Origin of the sequence: Streptomyces sp. WM6378 (assembly GCF_001279695.1) — a bacterium.
Lineage (GTDB): Bacteria > Actinomycetota > Actinomycetes > Streptomycetales > Streptomycetaceae > Streptomyces.
In genome coordinates this window covers 22427-41953 of the sequence record NZ_LGDD01000299.1, presented here as the reverse complement: position 1 = coordinate 41953, position 19527 = coordinate 22427, and the positions used below count along the sequence as shown (strand labels likewise).

The window sequence follows — 19527 nt, the reverse complement described above, 5'->3', positions numbered from 1 at the left end:
CGAAACGGTCGCGCGGGAGGCCGGGGAGGCGGCCTACCCTGCGCCCATGACGACACCCATGACCACGCCCGTGCCGAAGCCGCCCGTGATTCGCGACGCCACGATCTCCGACGTCCCCGTGATCCACCAGATGGTCCGGGAGCTGGCCGAATACGAGAAGTGCCTGGACGAGGCGCGCGCCACCGAGGACCAACTCCGCGAGGCCCTGTTCGGCGAGCACCCGGCCGCGTTCGCGCACATCGCGCAGGACGAGTCGGGCAGCCCGGTGGGCTTCTCGCTCTGGTTCCTGAACTTCTCGACGTGGCGCGGGGTGCACGGCATCTACCTGGAGGACCTGTACGTACGCCCCGAGGCCAGGGGCGGCGGCCACGGCAAGGCCCTCCTGACGGAACTGGCCCGCATCTGCGTGGCGCGGGGGTACGAGCGCCTGGAGTGGTCGGTCCTGAACTGGAACACCCCGTCGATCGCGTTCTACGAGTCGCTGGGGGCGCGGCCGCAGGACGAGTGGATGGTGTACCGGCTTACGGATGAGGCGCTGGGCAGGCTCGGGGCGTAGCCGAAGGCTTTTGGCGACACGCGGCGCCCCGGCCGACAACCCCTTTCGCCGGCGCGCGCACCCTGGTGATGGATGCGCTGGCAGCTCTCGACTGACTCGTGGCGCGCTGGACCCGACTCGGATCAACTTCCTTTGCCATCAAGGGTGTTGGTTGTCCAGCCGAGCCATCCTCAAATCCTGGAGCGCCAGCGACGCCGCCTCCATCCCGCTGTTGAACGCCACCTCCGAGAGGATTCCCGGGGCCGCCACCTGGTCGCCCGCCAGGTACACGCCGTGGCCCCGGGCGATCGCGGGGCGGTCGCGCCAGGTCGTGCCGGGCGGGTCGACGGCGCCGGTGCGGCCCGTCGCGACGGCCTCGCGGCGCCACGTCTCGCGGGTGCGCCAGCCCGGGAACCCTGCGTCCAACAGGCACTCCGCACGTTCGATTCCGGCCGCCTTCGACTCGCCCGGGGCGATGGGGAAGTGGCCCTGGTACAGGTGCTCGCCGGCCGGGGCGAGGCCCGGGTCGTTGCCGGTGAAGCGTTCCAGCCAGCCGGGGGCGTCCAGGTCGGAGACCACGAACGGGTCGCCCCGGTGGGCGGCGAGCGCCAGGTCGAGCAGGGCGGCGCGGCCGCTCGGCCAGGTGAGGCCGGTGTCGCCGAGGAGGCGGCGGGCCGCGTCCAGGGAGGTGGCCACCACGACCGGACCCTCGGCGGTGCGGGGGAGTTCGCCGATGCGGGCGTCCGTTTCGATGCGTACGCCCAGGTCCCAGGCGCGCGACGCCATCCGCTCGATGAGCGCGCCCCAGCCGCCGACCGGGTAGTGCGCCTCCGGCGGCAGGGCCGCCGCGCGGTGCAGGCGCTCCTGCACGAAGCGGGCGGAGAGCGAACCCGGGTCGTGGTGGAAGAGGGCGACGGCTATGTAGAGCGCGGCCGCGCGGGCCCCCTGATGACCCACCTGCTGGGTGGCCCAGGTCGTGAAGTCGACGTCGACCGGGGCCAGTTCGGGCCGCTTGCGGGCCAGGCGCAGCAGGGCGAGCGGCGGGGTGCGGTGCAGGGTTCCGCGCCGGAGGAAGCGGAACCGTACCGCCTCCGCCGGGCGCACGGACGCGACCGGGCCGAGCAGTCCGCGCTGCTTGAGCCAGGCCCAGTGCGGGCCCCCGTTGTAGAGGGCGTGCGGACCCTCGTTGGTCCGGTACGGGGCCGCGGCGGTACGGGCCCGGCCGCCCAGGCCGCCGTGCGCCTCGTACAGCGTGACGGCCGCGCCGGACTCCGCGGCGGTGATCGCGGCGGTCAGTCCGGCGAAGCCGCCGCCCACGACGGTGATCCGGCCGGTGCGGCCCCGGCCCGGCCCCGCTGCCCTTGCTGACATTGCTGTCTCCCTTCGCGATGCGCACGGCGTACGGAAACAGGACGGAGCAGACGGCCGGAATGTGACATGTCCGGGACGCGAATTTACGGAGCTGGGGGTTCCCCCGTTCGGGAGCAGGGGTGATTGTCAGTGCCATGGTCCAGCATGGGGACATGGCAGCGGCACGGAGTGCGAAGAAGACGGCGGCTACGGCGGGCGCCCGCAGGGCGGAGGTGCGGCTGCCGCCACTGGCGCCGTTCGGCGCGGGTGAGCTGGAGCCGGAGGGCGATTACGACGGGCTTGAGTTCAGGGACCTCGACCTGGCCGGACAGCAGGCGCACAGCGCGCGCTTCCTCGACTGCGCGCTCTACGGCTGCGGCCTCGACGACACGCGGCTGACCGGGGCCCGCTTCATCGACTCGGTCCTTTCGGGGATCCGCGGGGTCGGTACGGATCTGGCGCGGGCGAGCCTGCGCGATGTGGAGGTCCGCGACGTCCGGATGGGCGGGGTGCAACTGCACGGCTCGGTGCTCGAACGGGTGCTGATCAAGGGCGGAAAGATCGACTACCTGAACCTGCGCGAGGCCGAGCTGCGCGACGTCGTCTTCGACGGCTGCGTCCTGTCCGAGCCGGACTTCGGCGGGGCCACGCTGGTGCGGGTCGAGTTCCACGGCTGCGAACTGCGCGGCGCCGACTTCACGGGCGCCCGGATGAAGGACGTCGACCTGCGCGGCGCGACCCTGCTCGACATCGCACGCGGGGTGGAACGGCTCGCGGGCGCGGTCATCAGCCCGACCCAACTCCTCGACCTGGCACCGGCGTTCGCGGCGCAGGTGGGGGTGCGGGTGGAGGCGTGAGGGTTCGCTGAGGGGGGATTCGGGATTCGGGGCGCCTTCGCCGCTCGGCCCGGTTCGTCGTCGGCCCCGCCGGGCCGTCAGTCGATCCTGGGGAACCGTGCCTGGAGGTCCCAGACGATCGGGTTGTCGCCGAGGCCCTCGTGCATGTCGGTCAGGTCGGCGATCAGGTCGTGCAGGAAGTCCCTCGTCTCGCGGCGGAGTTCGGTGTGCGCGAACGTGAGGGGATCCTCGTCGGCGGGCATCCAGTCCGCCTCCACGTCCACCCAGCCGAAGCGGCGCTCGAAGAGCATCCGGTCCGTCGACTCGGTGAAGTCGATCTCGGCGTACTGGGGCCGCGCGGCGCGCGAGCCGAGCGGGTCCTGGTCCAGGCGCTCCACGGTGTCGCACAGCGCCCACGCGAAGTCGAGCACCGGCACCCATCCCCAGGCTGTGGACACCTCGCGGTCCGCCTTGGTGTCGGCGAGGTAGACGTCTCCGCAGAACAGGTCGTGGCGCAGGGTGTAGACGTCCGCGCGGCTGTAGTCGATCCGCGTGGGGTCGGGGAAGCGGCGGGATAGGGAGTAGCCGATGTCGAGCACGGGTCGATGGTGTCATGGCCGGGGTGGGCACCCCTTCCGCAACCCCCTCACGGGGCTCCGCCCCGAACCCCGGGGCTCTTCGCCATGGGCTGCGCCCTTGAACCCCGGGGGTGTCTGCCCTGGGCTGCGCCCTGACCCCGAGGGGGCTCCGCCCCCGGACCCTTGCTCCTCAAACGCCGGAGGGGCTTGAATGCGTGATCCTTCGACCGCGGGCCGCGCGTGGCTGGTCGCGCAGTTCCCCGCGCCCCTAGCAGGGTCGGTGCTGGCCCGCACCGGGGCACTTCAGCCCGTCATGGGGGTCCCCCTGGCCCTTAAGGCCTTGGTGGAGTTTGAGGACGAGCGCCCTTAAGGCGCGATACGGGGTCTGGGGCGGAGCCCCAGGTGCGACCGGCGGGCCGCAGCCGAGCAGCCATCCCCGGGAGGGTCTCGGGAAGGGGCGGGGCGGGGGCTCCCCGGGGTCTGGGGCAGAGCCCCAGGAGTCCGGCTCAGCCAAGCCATACCCCCCGGAGGCCACGCGGCGGAGCCGCACGTCGTCCCGCCCGGGGAGCCACCCCGGGTGCTGGCGCGGCTACCCGCACTCCGCCCCGGTCAGGGCAGAAGCCGCCGCTCCTTGGCCACGGAAACCGCCCCCGCCCGCGTCTCGACCCCGAGCTTGTCGTAGATCCGGCCCAGATGGGTCTTCACCGTCGCCTCGCTGATGAACAGCGCGCGGGCGATTTCCCGGTTGCCCAGGCCGTTCGCCAGCTGGGCCAGGATGTCGAGTTCGCGGGGGGTGAGGGTGGGGCGGGAGGCGCCGCGTAGCTGGTTCATGACGCGGCTGGCCACCGGCGGGGACAGCGTGGTGCGGCCCTCGGCGGCCGCCCGGATCGCGGCGAAGAGCTCCTCGGGGCGTTCGGCTTTGAGGAGGTAGCCGGTCGCGCCCGCCGCGATCGCCCGCGTGATGTCGGCGTCCGTGTCGTAGGTGGTGAGGACCAGGACGTGCACCCCGGTCGCGGAGATGCGCCGGGTGGCCTCCACGCCGTCGATGCCGGGGCCCAGCTGGAGGTCCATCAGTACTACGTCCGGCTTCAGCTTGGCCGCCGCGGCCACCGCCTCCTCGCCGCTGCCGGCCTCCCCGGCCACCTCGATGTCCGGCTCGCTGCCGATGAGCGCGAGCAGCCCCGCGCGCACCACCGCGTGGTCGTCGCAGAGCAGAATCCGTACGGGGTCGGTCATGGCCGGGGCTCCAGGGGGATCGCGGCGGACAGGACGGTGCCCTCGCCGGGGGCCGATTCGACGGTCAGGCTCCCGCCGAGCTGCCGCACCCGCGCGTACATGGCGGGCAGGCCGTGGCCCCGTACGCCTGGGACGGATGCCCCCGGCACACCAAGAGCCCCCGGGTCGAACCCCTGCCCGTCGTCAGCGATGTCCAGCACCACCTGGTCGCCCAGATAGGTGAGAGTCAGCGCCGCAGCCGTCGCCCCCGCGTGCTCCCGTACGTTCGCGAGGGCGCCCTGGGCGATGCGCAGCAGGGCGGAGCCCACACGGTCGGGCAGCAGGGTGGTCGGCGCGCCGTCGATGTGGCAGCGCACCTCGACCGACCCCGACCCCGACTCCGCCGACTCCCGCGCCGCCAGCGTGCGCAGCGCCGCGTCCAGGCCGCCGCCCTCCGCCAGGTCCGCCGGGGCCAGATCGTGGACGAACCGGCGTGCCTCCGCGAGGTTGCGCTCCGCGATGGACTCCGCAGTACGGACATGACGCCGCGCCGCGCCGGGGTCGGCGGCCCACACCCGGTCGGCCGCCTGGAGCAGCATCTGCTGACTGGACAGGCCCTGCGCGAGGGTGTCGTGGATCTCCATCGAGAGCCGCTGCCGCTCGGCGAGCGTGCCCTCGCGGCGTTCGGTGGCGGCGAGCTCGCGCCGGGTGCGCAACAGGTCGTCGATCAACTCCCGCTGCTGGTCGGTCAGTTGGCGCTGGCGGTCGGCCTGTCGCTGCATCTGGACGAACACGGCCGTCGCGATCGCCGCGACGGCGGGCGGCGCGAGGACCAGGTTCGGATCGAATCCGTCGGGGGACAGCTCGACCTGGGCCGTCACGACGAACGCCGTCAGCACCCCGACCAGCACCAGCGCCGCGCGCGGCCGCAGCGTTCGCAAGCCGGTGTAGAACAACGGCACCGCGCACCACGCGAAGCTCGGCGCGAGCACGACCAGGACCATCCAGGTGGCCACGACCCCGCCCAGCCACGCGAGCCGCCGCGGGGTCGGCCGCGAACCCGGCGCCGGGCCGAGCACGTACAGCACGGCCAGCGCGGCCGACAGCGCGATGATCCAGGGCGTACGCGGCTCCCCGGGATGCCGGATCAGGAACCGCGCGAGCGAGGCTCCGAGCAGCAGGAAGAACGCGGCATGCATGACGACGGGCAGCCACCGCTCGGTGCCGGCCGGGTCGACGCCGCCCCGCGCCCCGGGGGCGCTGCTGCGGGCTCGGGCGCCAACGTCCCCCGCCCCGCCCCCGATGTCAGCCGGATCGCCGCCCATCCACCCTCCTCACCTGCGCATACGTACTCGTCCCGCACTCATCGTGACCCGATCCGGCCACCCCCGCATCAACCGATCGGCTGACGGGAAGGTCGGCCGGTCAGGGCGGCGCGGGCAGCCGGTACGCCGACCGCGCCCGGGCCCCACCGCCCCCAGGATCGAAGCATGAACCTCAACAGCACGCAGAGCACCAGGACCAAGCGGCTCGCCCTCGGCGTCACCGCCCTCGCCATCGCCGCCGCCGGAACCTTCGGCGCCGTCTCCGCCAGCGCCGCGGCCCCCGCCGCGTCCACCCCGAGCACCAGCAGCCACAACCTCACCACCTCCACCCACCTCACGGTCGCCGCCGCCACCAAGGCCGCCCAGGCCGCGCTCGCCGCCGCCGGGAAGGAGAACCAGAAGGTGTCCGTCGCCGTCGTCGACCGCAACGGGAACACCCTGGTCACCCTGCGCGGTGACGGCGCCGGGCCGCAGTCCCCCGAGTCGGCCGAGCGCAAGGCGTACACCGCCGTCTCCTGGAACGCGCCCACCTCCGAGCTGGCCAAGCGCCTCGCCCAGACCCCGAACCTGAAGGACATCCCGGGCACCCTGTTCCTCGCGGGCGGCGCCCCCGTCCAGGCGAAGGGCGCGCCGGTCGCGGGCGTCGGCGTGGCCGGTGCCCCGAGCGGCGACCTCGACGAGAAGTTCGCCCAGGCGGGCGTCGCCGCCCTCGACAAGTGAGCCGGGGCCGCCGCCCGTAGGATCACAGGCGTGGACAAACGACCGGAGAGGCGGGCGGCGTCGAAAGGGCGCGGGGCCAACCGTGCACGCAACGCCCGCCGCACCCGCCTCGCCGCCGTCGCCCTGCTCACCGCCCTCGCCGTCACCTCGTGCACCGGCGGCGTGGCCGGCACCCCGGGTTCCTCCGGCTCGCGCGACGCGCTCTTCCCCAAGCTCGGCAACGACGGTTACGACGTCCAGCACTACAGCCTGGACCTCGACTACGACCCGGCGACCGGGCGACTCAAGGCGGGGGCCACCATCGTCGCGCGGGCCACCAAGGACCTCAGCGCCTTCGACCTCGACTTCGCCGGCATGGACGTCGAGAAGGCCACCGTCGACGCCGAGCCCGCCGCCGTCAACCGGGCCGGCGACGAGCTGACCCTGCGCCCCCGCAAAGACCTCACCCGGGGCAAGACGTTCACGGCGTACGTGCGCTACTCGGGCAGCCCGAAGACCATCACGGACCTCGACGGCTCGGAGGAGGGCTGGCTGAAGTCGCCCGGCGGTGGCGTGCTCGCGCTCGGCGAACCGACCGGCTCGATGGCCTGGTTCCCGTCCAACAACCACCCGAGCGACAAGGCCACGTACGACATCAAGGTGACGGTGCCCGACGGTCTGCAGGCCGTGTCCAACGGCGAGTTGGCGTCCACCACCCACAACAAGGGGCGCAGCACGTTCAGCTGGCGGGTCAAGGAGCCCATGGCGACCTACCTCGCGACCGTGGCGATCGGGCCGTACGAGATCGACGACAAGGGGATGACCAAGTCCGGCATCCCGATCTACAACGCCGTCGATCCGGGTGTGAAGGAGCAGACCGCCGATGTCGTCGCCCAGATCCCGGACGTCATGGCCTGGGAGGAGCACAACTTCGGGCCCTACCCGTTCTCGTCCACCGGCGTGATCGTGGCGCCGGAGAAGGCCTCGGGCTATGCCCTTGAGACGCAGAACCGGCCGGTGATACCGCTGGACCACTTCGACCTGAGCACCCTCGTGCACGAGCTGGCCCACCAGTGGTTCGGCGATTCCGTCACCCCGGACTCGTGGAGCGGCATGTGGCTGAACGAGGGCTTCGCGCAGTACTCGGAGTGGCTGTGGAGCGAGGACCACGACGGGCCGACCGCGCAGCAGCACTTCGACGAGGAGTACGCCAAGGGCGACGGCGACGAGATCTGGGCGTTCCCGCCGGCCGAGCCGCCGACCGCCGCCGAGGTGTCCGGGCGGCCGGTGTACGTGCGTGGCGCCATGGTCGTCCACAAGATCCGGCAGGCCGTCGGCGACGAGAAGTTCTACCCGCTCGTACAGGACTGGGTGCGCACCCACCGGCACGGCAACGCCTCGACCAAGGAGTTCACCCGCTTCATGGACGCGGGGGCGGGCAAGAAGCTCTCGGCGGTGTGGGACACCTGGCTCTACGGGGACGGGAAGCCGGACTCCCCGTAGAACCAGGCGAGTTGACCCGCTACTTCATGCCGGTCACTTCACGTTGACGGCGGTCCAGGCGGCCGCCACCGTCTTGTACTCGGTGCTGGTCGTGCCGTACAGGTCGCCCGCCGCCTTGAGGGTCGCGGCGCGCGCGGCCTTGTAGTTGGTGGTCGACGTCATGTACGTGGAGAGCGCCTTGTACCAGATCTTGTACGCCTTGACCCGGCCGATCCCGGTGACCTTGGAGCCGTCGGAGGTCGGCGAGTTGTAGTTCACGCCGTTGATCGTCTTCGCGCCGCTGCCCTCGGACAGCAGGTAGAAGAAGTGGTTGCCGACGCCGGACGAGTAGTGCACGTCCTTGTTGCCGACGCCGCTCGACCAGTAGTCGGCCGACGCGCCGTCCTTGCTCGGCTTGTCCATGTAGCGCAGCGGCGTGCCGTTGCCGTTGATGTCGATCTTCTCGCCGATGAGGTAGTCGCCCTTGTCGGAGGCGTTGTTGGCGAAGAACTCGACCGACGTGCCGAACATGTCGCTGGTCGCCTCGTTGAGACCGCCGGACTCCCCGCTGTAGTTCAGCTTGGCGGTGGCGGCGGTGAGGCCGTGGCTCATCTCGTGACCGGCCACGTCGAGCGCGGTGAGCGGCTTCTTGTTGCCCGCGCCGTCGCCGTACGTCATGCAGAAGCAGCTGTCGTCCCAGAACGCGTTGACGTACGCGTTGCCGTAGTGGACCCGCGAGTAGGCGGCCTTGCCGTTGCCCGCGATGCCGTTGCGGCCGAGCTCGGTCTTGTAGAAGTCCCACGTCTCGGCCGCGCCGTAGTGGGCGTCGACGGCGGCGGTCTCACGGTTGGACGGCGAGCCGTTGCCCCACGTGTCGGTGGACTTCGTGAAGAGCGTGCCGGTGCCGGAGCTGCCGCCCTTCAGGTCGTACGTCTTGTGACCGCCGCGCGAGGCGTCGGTGAGGCTGTAGGTCGAGCCGCTCTTGGTGGTGCCGAGCGTGACCGTGCCGGAGTACTCGCTGGTGCCGATGCCGGTCTCGATCTCCTCGTGGGAGTAGAGCTGGGCGCCGGTGGTGGCGTCCGTGACGATGTCGCGGCGGCTCGGGGTGCCGTCCGGCTGGGTGCCGGTGACGGTGCGCTCGTAGGCGAGGACGGGCTTGCCGTCCGCGGCCCAGACGACCTTGCGGGAGCCGGTGGGGGCGGCCTTGAGCGCGGTGGTGGTGGCGACGGCTATCTTCGCGTCGGTCGCCTTGTCGACGCCCTTGAGGGCGCCGTTCTTCGCGGTGTGCACGACGAGGTCGCCGCCGAGGACGGGCAGGCCGTCCAGGGTGCGCTCGTAGCGGGTGTGGACCGTACCGTCGGCGTCCTTGATCACATCGCGGACGACGAGCTTTTCCTTGGCGCCGAGCCCGAGTTCCTGGGCGGTGGCGGGCGCGGCGTCCTGGGCCGTGCGCAGGGCGTCGGCACGCTGGGCGGTGCTGAGGTCCAGGGCGGTGGCACCGGCGGCGCGGTCGGTGGCGCCGGCGGTCGAGCCGGCTTGTACGCCGACGACGACCATGGCGGCGGATGCAGCAAGAGCGGCGGCACGCAGAGTGGTTCGCACTCGGTGGTCTCCTTCACTCGTTCCGTGGGGGCGAGTTGGAGACTGCCAGCAGATGACTACTTCTTGACAGAGACCCGACAAATATTTGGCTTGATCGTGTCCGAAACTGGGTCGATGGTGTCCGCTGACCGACTAATTCAAGCCGTACGAGGGGGAGTTGAGACATCGGATGCACATGAGGCGCCCCGGGGGTGAACGAGAAGGTGCCCCCGGCGCGAACGCCGGGGGCACCTCACGTGTGTCGGCGGGGGCGTCAGACGCTCACGCCGAAGTCCTGCGCGATGCCGACCAGGCCCGAGGCGTAGCCCTGGCCCACGGCGCGGAACTTCCACTCGGCGCCGTTGCGGTACAGCTCGCCGAAGACCATCGCGGTCTCGGTCGCGGCGTCCTCGCTCAGGTCGTAGCGGGCGATCTCGGCGCCGCCGGCCTGGTTGACGATGCGGATGTAGGCGTTGCGCACCTGGCCGAAGTTCTGCGAGCGGGCCTCGGCGTCGTAGATGGAGACCGGGAAGACGATCTTGTCGACGTCGGCGGGCAGGCCTGCCAGGTTGACATTGATCGACTCGTCGTCGCCCTCGCCCTGGCCGGTGGTGTTGTCACCGGTGTGGACGATGGTCTGGTCCGGCGTCGACTTGTTGTTGAAGAAGACGAAGTGGCCGTCGGAGTAGACCTTGCCCGCCCCGTTCACCGCGATGGCGGACGCGTCGAGGTCGAAGTCGGTTCCGGTGGTGGTGCGGACGTCCCAGCCGAGGCCGACCGTGACGGCGGTCAGGCCCGGGGCCTCCTTGGTGAGCGAGATGTTGCCGCCCTTGGACAGGCTTACAGCCATGGGATGTCCCCTTCTTCGTGATGTGCGGGCTTCGAGCCGTCCCGAAGCTACCGTCATTCCCCATAACGTCGGCAGGGGACCGTGAGGTTCCATCCCGCTTTGCTTTCTTTGCCAAGGGGCCGACAAGAGGCGCCGGCAACAGGGGCGGACGCTGCCGCTCGTAAGGGAAGCGTGAGGAAAAGCGGGTGACGCCGTGCCGCACACCCGTCACCATGGATGTCATGTCCGGGCCCTATCTCATCCGCGGCTCCGTCTCCCTTCCGGAGGCCGAGCTGATCTGGCGTTTCTCCAGGTCGTCAGGGCCCGGCGGCCAGCACGTCAACACGAGCGACTCCCAGGTGGAGCTCCGCTTCGACCTGGCGAAGACCGAGGCGCTGCCGGAGGTCTGGAAGTCCCGCGCGCTGGACCGGCTCGCGAGCCGTCTGGTGGGCGGCGTCATCTCCGTACGCGCCTCGGAGCACCGCTCGCAGTGGCGCAACCGTGAGACCGCCGCGGTCCGACTGGCCTCCCTGCTCGCCGAGGCCACCGCCCCGCCGCCGAAGCCGCGCCGCGCGACGAAGATCCCGCGCGGCATCAACGAGCGCCGCCTGCGCGAGAAGAAGCAGCGCGCCCAGACGAAGAAGGGGCGGTCGGGACGGGACTGGTGAACCCGTCCCGTCCCGACCGCCGCCGCCTCACGCCGACGCCGTCAGCGCCTCAGGGACGCTGGAGCGGGACGGATCAGAGCAGCTCCTTGTAGATGTTCCAGCCGCCACCGAGCGGGGCGCGCGGCTTGAACTTGCCGCCGTAGGCACCCTGTCCGTCGTACCGGTAGGCCTGGCCGGACGCGTCGACCGCGATCAGGTCGGTGGTGCCGTCGCCGCTCGCGTCCGCCACGGTGGCCAGCATGGTGTAGCCGTTCCAGCCGCCGCCGAGGTCCTGGCGCGGGCCGAACGGGGCGCTGCCGTCGCCCGTGCCCGGGAAGAGGTAGAGGTGACCGTCGCCGGTGCGGGCGAGCACGTCGGCGCGCCCGTCCCCGTTGACGTCGCCCGAGCCGAGGATCTTGTCGTACGCCTTCCAGCCGTCACCGACCCGGATGCGGTCGCCGAACTTCACGGCCGAGCCGTCGCCCGGGTAGAGCCACAGGTCGCCGGTCTTGTCGCGGGCGAGCAGGTCGCCGTGACCGTCGCCGTTCAGGTCGCCGGGACCGGTGATGGAGTCGTAGGCGTCCCAGCCCGCGCCGAGGTCGCCGTGCACCCCGTTGAAGCCGGAGGTGAGGAGGTGGCCGCCGGTCAGGGTCAGCGAGGTCGCGATGCCGCTTCCGTCGAGCGAGTTGGCGCGGCCGATCGTGTCCCGGTCCGGGGCGCCGGGGGCGGACGGGGACGAGAACTGCCCGTTGTTCGTGGTGTAGCGGCTTGAGATCCGTCCTTCGGCGTCGCGCCCGGTGAGGAACTTGTTGCCGAACGCGGCCTGGCCGCCGATGCCCGCCAGCACGTCGGCGTCGTTCCAGCCCGACCGGTACTTCACCGGGGCCGCGAAGCCGCCCCGGCCGTCGGCCCGGTAGAGGTAGAGGTCGCCGTTCAGGGTGCGGGCGAGCAGGTCGGAGAGCCCGTCGCCGTCGCGGTCGTCGGCACTCAGGAGCTGGTTGTACGCGTGCCAGCCGGCGCCCAGCTTGACGCCCGGCGCGAACGGCTGCTCGGCCTTGCCGGTTCCGGCGAAGAAGACGAGGTCGTCGGTCCTGTTGCGGGCGTAGACGTCGCCGATGCCGTCGCCGTTGGAGTCGCTGACCCCGACGATCTGGTCGAAGTCGCCCCAGCCGCCGGGCACCTTGATCCGCTCGCCGAACGGCGCCTTCAGGTCGCCGGTGCCCGGGAACAGGTAGAGGTCGCCGTTGTACGTGCGGGCGAGCAGGTCGTTCTTGCCGTCGCCGGTGAGGTCCCCCGCAGCGACGATCTTGTTGTAGGCGTTCCAGCCCGTGCTGGTCCATGCCGCCGAGTACGGATCCTTGTTGACGTCGGCGAAGAGCTTGAGCGTGCCGTCGGTCGACACGGTGATGAGCTCCGACATGCCGTTGCCGTTCAGGTCCCCGGGCGTGATCAGCTGCTGGGCGCCGACGAGGTCTGCTTCCACGAGGAGCGGGAAGGGCTTGTCCTCGGACTTGGCCGACGCCTGGAGGAGGTAGTTGTCCGGCCAGCCGATGGAGCCGTTGCGGACGATCTCCCCGAGCCCGTCCCCGTCCCAGTCGAACCGTGGCTTGGCCTTGGCGGTGGCGGCCGCCTTCGGCGCCCCCGGACCCTTGTCTTCGGCCAGCGCCGGCGTGCTGAGCAGCGTCCCCGCCGCGACGGCGATCGCCGTGCAGGCCGCGATGCGGCGAGCGCGGCCGGACGTAAGGGCGTTGCGCATGGTCCCCCCCAGGACATGGGCGTACGTGGATGCCGTACGCGGAATGTGTCCGGGCGGCGAAGTCGGCGTGCCCGGCATGTAAAGGGAGCTTATGCAGGGGGTGTTGGGGAGGAAAGGTGCCTGTGTGACAGCTGTGTCACAGGGGGGAACGGACCTGTGTCGTCCGGTTTGTCGCGAGGCGGAGGGGGTCAGCCCAACTGCCGGTATCGCCCTCGGAAGTACGTCAGCGGCCCGCCCTCCGCGCTCGGCAGGTTCGCCGTCAGGACGCGGCCGATGGCCAGCGTGTGGTCGCCCGCCACCACGCGCCGCTCGGTACGGCATTCGAGGGTCGCCAGCGCGCCGCCGACCAAGGGAGCGCCGCTCACCTCGCCCCGGGTGTACGGGATGTCCTCGAACAGGAGGCGGTCGCTGATGCGGCCCTTCATCGCGAACCGGCCCGCGACGTGCCGCTGGCTCTCGGACAGCAGGGACACCGCCCACAGCGGCTGCTCCGCGAGGAGGTCGTCCATCCGCGAGCCGTTGCGCAGCGAGACCAGGACGAGGGGCGGGTCGAGGGAGACCGACATGAAGGCCGTCGCGGTCATCCCGACGTCCTCGCCGCGCGGGCCGTCGTCGATGTCGTGCGCGGTCACCAGGACCACGCCCGCGGCCAGCCGGGACATCGCGGCGCGGAACTCGTCATTGCTCACCCCCACAGGATGAGGGGTCTCGGGGGCAACTGCGGAAAGGGCGGCGGTAAGGGTGGCGAACTGCTGCGGCTTAATGGGGCTCGGCTGTGTGTGAATGTCCATCAGTGTTCTTTCGGGGGCGGTGTTGGAGCGCATGCAAGTGCCGGGATCCGGTTGTCGGTGGGCGCCGATAGGTTCGTGGCGCTGGTTAAAAATGGTGTGAAAGGGGGGCGATGAAGCAGGAGAAGCGGAAGCTGCGCACGATCGCCCCTCCGTTTGTGGTGTTGGGGCCGTCCGGTGTTGCTGTGCGTGACCGGCTCAAGCGCCTCGCGTCCGAGGACGAGAAGGTGTTGCGCCTGGTAGGCGAGCACCTGGGAGTGCTGGCATCGATGGACCTCAAGGCCCGTTGCGCGGACGCCGATGAGCACAGCAGCGACACGTGGGCGGCCCGTAAGAAGGGCCTGACTGCCGCCTCGTCGTCGCGGTGGGCGGGGGCGATCACGAAGGCCACGCACGATCAGTGGGCGCTCTCCCGCCGCTGCCAGCTTGCGCACATCCAGGGCCTTGAGGCCGGTGTGCGTACGCTGACGCACCGTCTGTCCCTGCCGGTAGGGGAGAAGGGCGCCAAGCGGGCTCCGGGCGGATACCGCAGCAAGGGCGAGTGGTTCCAGAAGACCCGGCGGCTGCACATTTTGGAACACCGTCTCGACGTGGCCCGTGCCGAGCGCGAGGCCGGTGTCGTGCACGTCGTGCGCGGCGGCCGGAAGCTGCTCCATACCCGGCACAACCTGGATGCCGCGCAGCTCAGCGAGGCCGAGTGGCGGGAACGCTGGGAAGCAGCGCGCTGGTTTTTCGCCGCTGATGGCGAGTCCGGGAAGCGGTACGGCAACGAGACGATCCGCATCACGCCCGGGGGAGAGGTCAGTATCAAGCTGCCGGCCCCGCTCGCCGAGCTGGCCAATGCCGAGCACGGCCGGTACGTCCTCGCCTCGAAGGTGGCGTTCGCTCACCGGGGCACGGAGTGGGCCGACCGTGTGGAAGCCAACCGGGCCGTGGCCTACCGCATCCACTACGACACGGGACGTGGGCGCTGGTACCTCACCGCCTCCTGGCAACGCCCCGTCGCCAAGACGATCCCGCTGGAGACGGCCCGCTCCCACGGCATGGCCGGTGTCGATACGAACGCCGATCACTTCGCCGCCTACCAGCTCGATGCGGACGGCAACCCGGTCGGCGACCCGAAGCGGTTCTTCTACGACCTGACCGGCATTGCCCAGCACCGGGACGCGCAGATCCGGCACGCGATCACCCAGGTCCTCCACTGGGCCAAACGGTGCGGCGTGGCTGCCATCGCGATTGAGGATCTGGACTTCACCGCCGAGAAGACCCGAGAGAAGCACGGCCGTGAGAAACGCTTCCGGCAGCTCATCTCCGGCATCCCCACCGGCAACCTCAAAGCCCGGCTCGTCTCCATGGCCGCCGAGACCGGACTCGCGATCGTCGCGGTCGATCCGGCATATACCTCGATGTGGGGCGACCAGCACTGGCGTAAGCCGCTGACCGCCCCGCGCCGAAAGATGTCCCGTCACGATGCCGCTGGCATCGCGATCGGGCGACGCGCCCTCGGGTACCCGATCCGGCGACGGACGGCACCGCCCCACGATGACCAGAGTGATCGTCGTGGGCATCGGACCGTCCAGGCCGGACCAGGTGACCGTGGTCGTGAGGAAACCCGCCCACCCGTCACGGAACGTGCACGCGATGCACGTCGCCGAGCGGGGACGCAACAGGGAACGCGGGGGACCAGTACGTCCAAAACCGTTCGGGATGCGCGCAGTACCGGGACGTGGACTCAATGTTCACTCCTGGACACTGATTCGTTAGGAACGGTGTCTGCAACACAACCGGAACGCTAGTCTCCTGCCACCGCGGACCACATCGGGCCCGGGGACCAGCCGGGACCTAGGTCCAGCGGCCGACCCGCAACCGTGTCCTCCGGGGGCTCAGCAAGTTCCCAGCCCGTTCTCAGTTTGCGTTCAGGAAAGGTAGGGGGCAAAGGCGGAAAGAACGGCCAACCCCCCATCATCTGCTGTGACTTGAGTCACAGAAGGCACTATTTGTTGACCCTGTGTACCGGCTAGACAGCTCGCTGTGATTCAGTGGCGGGACAGTGCAAAAGGAATGTCGATCTGAAGCCAGGAGTTGCTGTCGAGGTCTCGGGGAGAGCGAGCAATGGAGACCGAGTCGGAGCCCTACGTCCGTCTTGCGACCCTGCGGCAGCTGCACCAGGTGGTCGGGGAGCTCAATACGGCCCGCAGCCTCGCGGACACGCTGCAGACCGTTGCGGACGGCGTCATCGCGGGACTCGGCTACGAGCTGGCCTGCGTCAATCTCGTACGCCCCGACGGTGACCTGGTCGTCGCCGCCTTCGCCGGCAACGCCGCCGCGGAAGCCCTGATCACCGGCCGGGTCGGATCCCGCGGCTCCTGGGAGCGCCGCCTCGCGATGGGCGAGGACTGGGACGGCCTGCGCTTCATCCCGCACACCGAGGGCTGGGTGCTCCTGGAGGACGACGTACCCCAGTGGTACACGGAGGGCCCCGAGCCGCGGTTCGAGGACGAGTGGCATCCGCAGGACCGGCTCTACGCCCCGATGTACTCCTCCGGCGGCACGCAGGAGCTGCTGGGCGTCATCTCCGTCGACAAACCCCGCAACGGCCGCAAGCCCGGCGCCTGGGGGCGGGAAGCGCTCCAGATGTATGCATCGCAGTCCGCGATTGCGATCAGCAACGCCCGGCTCCGCGCAAACATGCAGCGCGCCCTGGTCCGTCTGGAGCGCGAGCAGCAGGCCCTGCGCGCCAGCGAGGAAAGCTTCCGCCAGGCCTTCGAGTACGCGCCGTCCGGCATGGCCATCGCCGAGATGGGCGGCGACCAGCACGGCCGCCTCCTGCGGACGAACGACGCGCTGTGCCGGCTGCTCGGGCGGCCCGCCTCCGCCATGCGGCGCTATTCCTTCGCCGACCTCGTGCACCCCGAGGACATAGGGACACTCCTTCGCACCTCCGCCGAGGGCGGCCGGGCCGAGCTGCGGCTCGGGCGGCGCGACGGCACGTACGTGTGGGTGTCGCTGCGCAACTCCGTGGTCGCCGACACCGCGGACGGGCCGCGCTTCCTGCTCACCCACGTCGAGGACATCGAGGACCGCAAGCGGCACGAGCTCCAGCTCGCCCACCGCGCATCCCACGACGCCCTCACCGGCCTGCCCAACAGCGCCGAACTGCGCGCGAGGCTGTCGGCGCGGCTCTGTCCCCGGCCGCACTCGGTCGGCCCGGCGAGTGCGGTCGAGACCCTGGACGCGGCCTACGGGCAGCTCCCGGCCACGGGCGAGTCCGAGGCGCACGGGCACGCGTTCCGTGCCGACGGCTTCGACTTCGACGCGCTGCCGGGCGGCGGACCGTACGACCACCATGTCCACACCGTGGCCCCCGACGATGAGATCGACGACGGCACGAAGGGGCTCGCGGTGCTCTTCTGCGACCTCGACGGCTTCAAGTCGATCAACGACAGATTCGGCCACCACACCGGTGACGCGGTCCTCATCGAGGTCGCCCGCCGGCTCACCACGGGGGTGCGCGACGGCGACACCGTGGCCCGGCTCGGGGGTGACGAATTCGTCGTCCTCGCGGACGGGCTCGGTGCCGCGGACGCCGCCGACCTGGCCGTCCGTCTCCGCAACGCGATCATCCCGCCCATCCGGGTGGACGGCCGGGCGGTCCGTGTCGGGGCCAGTTTCGGCATCGGCTGGGCCAGCTGCGGCATGTCCGTGGAAGAGGTCCTGCGCTCCGCGGACCAGCGGATGTACATCGAGAAGCGCTCCCGCTCCAAGGTCAGCCGCCGCGCCGGCTGAGCAAACCAGGACAACGATCACGTGTGGTCAAGGCCAGACCGGGCAGTGGTCCGTTCGGGGTAGGCTCGGCCGGTCGGCGACGGCTGGCGGACAGTGAGGAGTGACCCCGGATGACGACGCCCGGCAACAACGGCGCGAACACCCCCGAGGACGACGATCCGTTCGGCTACCTCTACGAGGACGGGCAGGCCCAAGGCGCCACCCCGCCCCGCACCGGTGGCGGCTACGGCTACCCGGGTCCGACGGTGGGGCAGCAACAGCCCGGAGTCCCCAGGACGTCGTACAACCAGGTGCGCACGGTCGGTGAGCGCCAGTACGGACAGATCCCGCAGCAGCAGTACCAGGGGCCCCCGCAGCAGCAGGGCTCCCCTCAGCAGCAGTACGGGCGGCCGACCGCCCAGTACGCGGCGCCCGAGACCTACCCCGGCGGTGCTCCGCCCCGGCAGGGACCGCCCCCGCAGCAGACCGGTGGCGGCGGCCGCGGACCCAACACCAAGGGGCTTCTGATCGGCGCGGTCGCCGTGGTCGCGGCCGTCGTCATAGGCATCGCCGTGGCGCTGGCCAGCAACAGCGGCGACAAGAACAAGAAGGACGACACCGCCAACCCCGGCAAGTCCTCTTCCAGCCAGCCTTCGCAGCAGCCGAGCACCGACCCGTCGGCCTCGGCCTCCGCCCCGGCGGAGCTGCCCAAGGACGACGCGGCGACGCTGACCCTCGGCGGCTCCGCGCAGGTCGGCACCAACGTGCCGGGCGCCAAGGGCACCGGCGGCGCGTTCGTCGGCAACTTCAACAACGTGGGCGCCTCGGTCACCTGGAAGCCCAACGTCCCGAAGGCAGGCTCGTACAAGCTGAACCTGCAGTACGGCATCCCCGGCGTGGACGCGAACGCGACGATAACGCTCAACGGCAAGGCCGAGTCCCGCCCGATGAACATGAAGAACTTCGCGCACTCCCCGGCAGGGGACTGGGCCAAGGGCTGGCAGAACACGTACGCCATAGTGCAGCTCAACAAGGGTGTGAACGAGATCAAGCTGTCCTGCGAGCAGGGCAACCAGTGCAACGTCAACCTCGACCAGTTCTGGCTGACCCCGGCCTCGTAAAACCGGCTTCGAAGCTGCTGCTCGGCTCAGTGCGCGTGCTCGGTCACGCGTACCGAGCCGAGCATTTTCTCGTACGCCTCCGGGTCGAACTCGCCCGCCGCGGGCGCCAGTACGGTCGCCGCGGACAGGGCCACCGCGCGGGTCAGGCGGCCCGGCCAGTCCAGGCCCTCGACCAGGCCCGACAGCAGACCGGCCACCGCCGAGTCGCCCGCGCCCGTCGGGTTGCCGCGCACCGCGGCCGGCGGGGCCGCCTGCCACAGGCCGTCGGGGGAGGCGGCGAGCATGCCCTCCGCGCCGAGCGAGGCGACCACCGTGCGGGCCCCGCGGCGGCGCGCGTCCCGCGTCGCCCGCAGCGGCTCGCGCGAGCCGGTGAGCTGGGCCAGCTCGTCGGCATTGGGCTTGACCAGGTCGGGCCGGGCCGCGATGCCTCGCCGCAGCGCCTCGCCGCTGGTGTCCAGGAGCACGGGCACCTTCGCGGTGCGGGCCTGGCGCACCAGCTGCGCGTACGCCCCGACCGGCAGCCCGGGCGGCAGACTCCCGCACAGCGCCACCGCTTCGGCGCCGGCCAACAGCCGTCCGTACGTGGCCACAAACGCATCCCACTCGGCGGGCGAGACGAGCGGGCCCGGCTCGTTGAGCTGGGTCGTGTCGCCCGTCACCGCGTCCACCACGGCGATCGTGCGGCGGGTGGCGCCCGCGATGGGGACGAGCTCGTCGACGGGCGCGAGATCGGCGAGCAGCGCGCGCAGCACCTCGCCGCTCGGGCCGCCCGCGAATCCCGTCACCACCGCCTCGTGCCCGAGCGCGGCGAGCACCCGGGCGACGTTGAGGCCCTTGCCGCCGGGGCGCTCCGCGACCTCCTCCACGCGATGGCTCGCGTGCGGTACGAGGGCGGGGACGCGGTAGGTGATGTCGAGTGCGGTGTTCAGCGTGACGGTCAGAATCACGGGGTGATCATGTCAAACGGACGGCGGCAGGCCCAGACCCCGGACCGGCCGCCGTGCCGGATATCAGCGCTCG

The 19527-nt window shown here is 71.1% G+C and carries 17 protein-coding genes; 8 read left to right on the top strand and 9 right to left on the bottom strand.

The genetic code is table 11. The features are described 5' to 3' along the window. Positions 1–85 precede the first annotated feature (85 nt). On the top strand, positions 86–556 hold the full coding sequence (locus tag ADK54_RS26170) for a GNAT family N-acetyltransferase (protein WP_053728194.1): 471 nt from the start codon (positions 86–88) through the stop codon (positions 554–556). Between the two features lie 138 nt (positions 557–694). Here ADK54_RS26170 and ADK54_RS26165 read toward each other — a convergent pair whose 3' ends face one another. Beyond that, on the bottom strand, positions 695–1906 hold the full coding sequence (locus tag ADK54_RS26165) for an NAD(P)-binding protein (RefSeq protein WP_053728169.1): 1212 nt from the start codon (positions 1904–1906) through the stop codon (positions 695–697). A gap of 152 nt (positions 1907–2058) precedes the next feature. On the opposite strand from ADK54_RS26165, the gene ADK54_RS26160 reads away from it, so the two are divergent. Further along, positions 2059–2742 (top strand): pentapeptide repeat-containing protein, encoded by a 684-nt coding sequence (locus ADK54_RS26160; protein WP_234392206.1) that lies wholly within the window; start codon positions 2059–2061, stop codon positions 2740–2742. Between the two features lie 77 nt (positions 2743–2819). Here ADK54_RS26160 and ADK54_RS26155 read toward each other — a convergent pair whose 3' ends face one another. The 3 genes from ADK54_RS26155 to ADK54_RS26145 all read right to left on the bottom strand — a co-directional run bounded on the left by ADK54_RS26155 (position 2820) and on the right by ADK54_RS26145 (position 5839). Continuing rightward, a complete protein-coding gene (locus tag ADK54_RS26155) occupies positions 2820–3320 on the bottom strand; it encodes a hypothetical protein (protein ID WP_053728167.1) in 501 nt (166 codons plus the stop codon). Positions 3321–3908: 588 nt separating this feature from the next. After that, positions 3909–4535: a response regulator gene (locus ADK54_RS26150; RefSeq protein WP_053728166.1), complete on the bottom strand. Its 627-nt coding sequence runs from the start codon at positions 4533–4535 to the stop codon at positions 3909–3911. Further along, positions 4532–5839, bottom strand: coding sequence for a sensor histidine kinase (locus ADK54_RS26145; protein ID WP_078966632.1), 1308 nt, complete (start codon positions 5837–5839; stop codon positions 4532–4534). Before ADK54_RS26145 ends, ADK54_RS26150 begins: the two co-directional genes overlap by 4 nt. 165 nt (positions 5840–6004) lie before the next feature. Between ADK54_RS26145 and ADK54_RS26140 the strand changes: the two genes are divergently transcribed. Continuing rightward, positions 6005–6559: a GlcG/HbpS family heme-binding protein gene (locus ADK54_RS26140; protein WP_053728165.1), complete on the top strand. Its 555-nt coding sequence runs from the start codon at positions 6005–6007 to the stop codon at positions 6557–6559. 30 nt (positions 6560–6589) lie between these two features. Further along, positions 6590–8041: a M1 family metallopeptidase gene (locus tag ADK54_RS26135; protein WP_078966631.1), complete on the top strand. Its 1452-nt coding sequence runs from the start codon at positions 6590–6592 to the stop codon at positions 8039–8041. A gap of 33 nt (positions 8042–8074) precedes the next feature. Here the strand turns inward: ADK54_RS26135 and ADK54_RS26130 are convergent, their stop codons facing one another. Together ADK54_RS26130 and ADK54_RS26125 are read right to left on the bottom strand one after the other, a co-directional pair. Continuing rightward, the gene (locus ADK54_RS26130; protein WP_078966636.1) at positions 8075–9577 is read right to left on the bottom strand and encodes a M4 family metallopeptidase; all 1503 of its coding nucleotides are present in this window, start codon (positions 9575–9577) and stop codon (positions 8075–8077) included. 298 nt (positions 9578–9875) lie between these two features. Then, on the bottom strand, positions 9876–10451 hold the full coding sequence (locus ADK54_RS26125) for a TerD family protein (protein WP_053728164.1): 576 nt from the start codon (positions 10449–10451) through the stop codon (positions 9876–9878). Between the two features lie 212 nt (positions 10452–10663). Here ADK54_RS26125 and arfB point away from each other — a divergent pair, with 212 nt between their 5' ends. Next, positions 10664–11098: an alternative ribosome rescue aminoacyl-tRNA hydrolase ArfB gene (gene arfB / locus ADK54_RS26120; RefSeq protein WP_053728163.1), complete on the top strand. Its 435-nt coding sequence runs from the start codon at positions 10664–10666 to the stop codon at positions 11096–11098. A 73-nt stretch (positions 11099–11171) separates the two neighbouring features. On the opposite strand, the gene ADK54_RS26115 is transcribed toward arfB, so the two are convergent. Further along, complete coding sequence (locus tag ADK54_RS26115; protein WP_053728162.1) at positions 11172–12833, bottom strand: FG-GAP repeat domain-containing protein; 1662 nt, start codon at positions 12831–12833, stop codon at positions 11172–11174. 188 nt (positions 12834–13021) lie between these two features. After that, positions 13022–13624, bottom strand: a complete 603-nt coding sequence (locus ADK54_RS26110) for a flavin reductase family protein (RefSeq protein ID WP_078966630.1) — start codon at positions 13622–13624, stop codon at positions 13022–13024. Between the two features lie 110 nt (positions 13625–13734). On the opposite strand from ADK54_RS26110, the gene ADK54_RS26105 reads away from it, so the two are divergent. From ADK54_RS26105 to ADK54_RS26095, 3 genes are all read left to right on the top strand, one after another. Further along, the gene (locus ADK54_RS26105) at positions 13735–15417 is read left to right on the top strand and encodes an IS200/IS605 family element transposase accessory protein TnpB (protein WP_053728161.1); all 1683 of its coding nucleotides are present in this window, start codon (positions 13735–13737) and stop codon (positions 15415–15417) included. Between the two features lie 316 nt (positions 15418–15733). Then, positions 15734–17407, top strand: a complete 1674-nt coding sequence (cdgB, locus tag ADK54_RS26100; protein WP_053728160.1) for a diguanylate cyclase CdgB — start codon at positions 15734–15736, stop codon at positions 17405–17407. Positions 17408–17517: 110 nt separating this feature from the next. Beyond that, positions 17518–18507 (top strand): CBM35 domain-containing protein, encoded by a 990-nt coding sequence (locus ADK54_RS26095; protein WP_053728159.1) that lies wholly within the window; start codon positions 17518–17520, stop codon positions 18505–18507. Positions 18508–18533: 26 nt separating this feature from the next. Here the strand turns inward: ADK54_RS26095 and ADK54_RS26090 are convergent, their stop codons facing one another. Then, a complete protein-coding gene (locus ADK54_RS26090) occupies positions 18534–19454 on the bottom strand; it encodes a 1-phosphofructokinase family hexose kinase (RefSeq protein ID WP_053728158.1) in 921 nt (306 codons plus the stop codon). Positions 19455–19527 lie beyond the last annotated feature (73 nt).

Bases quoted from the DNA above. Each gene is read 5' to 3' on its own strand.
- ADK54_RS26165 (WP_053728169.1), bottom strand. From the start codon at position 1,906: ATGTCAGCAAGGGCAGCGGGGCCGGGCCGGGGCCGCACCGGCCGGATC.
- ADK54_RS26160 (WP_234392206.1), top strand. From the start codon at position 2,059: ATGGCAGCGGCACGGAGTGCGAAGAAGACGGCGGCTACGGCGGGCGCC.
- ADK54_RS26150 (WP_053728166.1), bottom strand. From the start codon at position 4,535: ATGACCGACCCCGTACGGATTCTGCTCTGCGACGACCACGCGGTGGTG.
- ADK54_RS26145 (WP_078966632.1), bottom strand. From the start codon at position 5,839: ATGGGCGGCGATCCGGCTGACATCGGGGGCGGGGCGGGGGACGTTGGC.
- ADK54_RS26140 (WP_053728165.1), top strand. From the start codon at position 6,005: ATGAACCTCAACAGCACGCAGAGCACCAGGACCAAGCGGCTCGCCCTC.
- ADK54_RS26130 (WP_078966636.1), bottom strand. From the start codon at position 9,577: ATGGTCGTCGTCGGCGTACAAGCCGGCTCGACCGCCGGCGCCACCGAC.
- ADK54_RS26125 (WP_053728164.1), bottom strand. From the start codon at position 10,451: ATGGCTGTAAGCCTGTCCAAGGGCGGCAACATCTCGCTCACCAAGGAG.
- arfB (WP_053728163.1), top strand. From the start codon at position 10,664: ATGGATGTCATGTCCGGGCCCTATCTCATCCGCGGCTCCGTCTCCCTT.
- ADK54_RS26115 (WP_053728162.1), bottom strand. From the start codon at position 12,833: ATGCGCAACGCCCTTACGTCCGGCCGCGCTCGCCGCATCGCGGCCTGC.
- ADK54_RS26110 (WP_078966630.1), bottom strand. From the start codon at position 13,624: ATGGACATTCACACACAGCCGAGCCCCATTAAGCCGCAGCAGTTCGCC.
- ADK54_RS26105 (WP_053728161.1), top strand. From the start codon at position 13,735: ATGAAGCAGGAGAAGCGGAAGCTGCGCACGATCGCCCCTCCGTTTGTG.
- cdgB (WP_053728160.1), top strand. From the start codon at position 15,734: ATGGAGACCGAGTCGGAGCCCTACGTCCGTCTTGCGACCCTGCGGCAG.
- ADK54_RS26095 (WP_053728159.1), top strand. From the start codon at position 17,518: ATGACGACGCCCGGCAACAACGGCGCGAACACCCCCGAGGACGACGAT.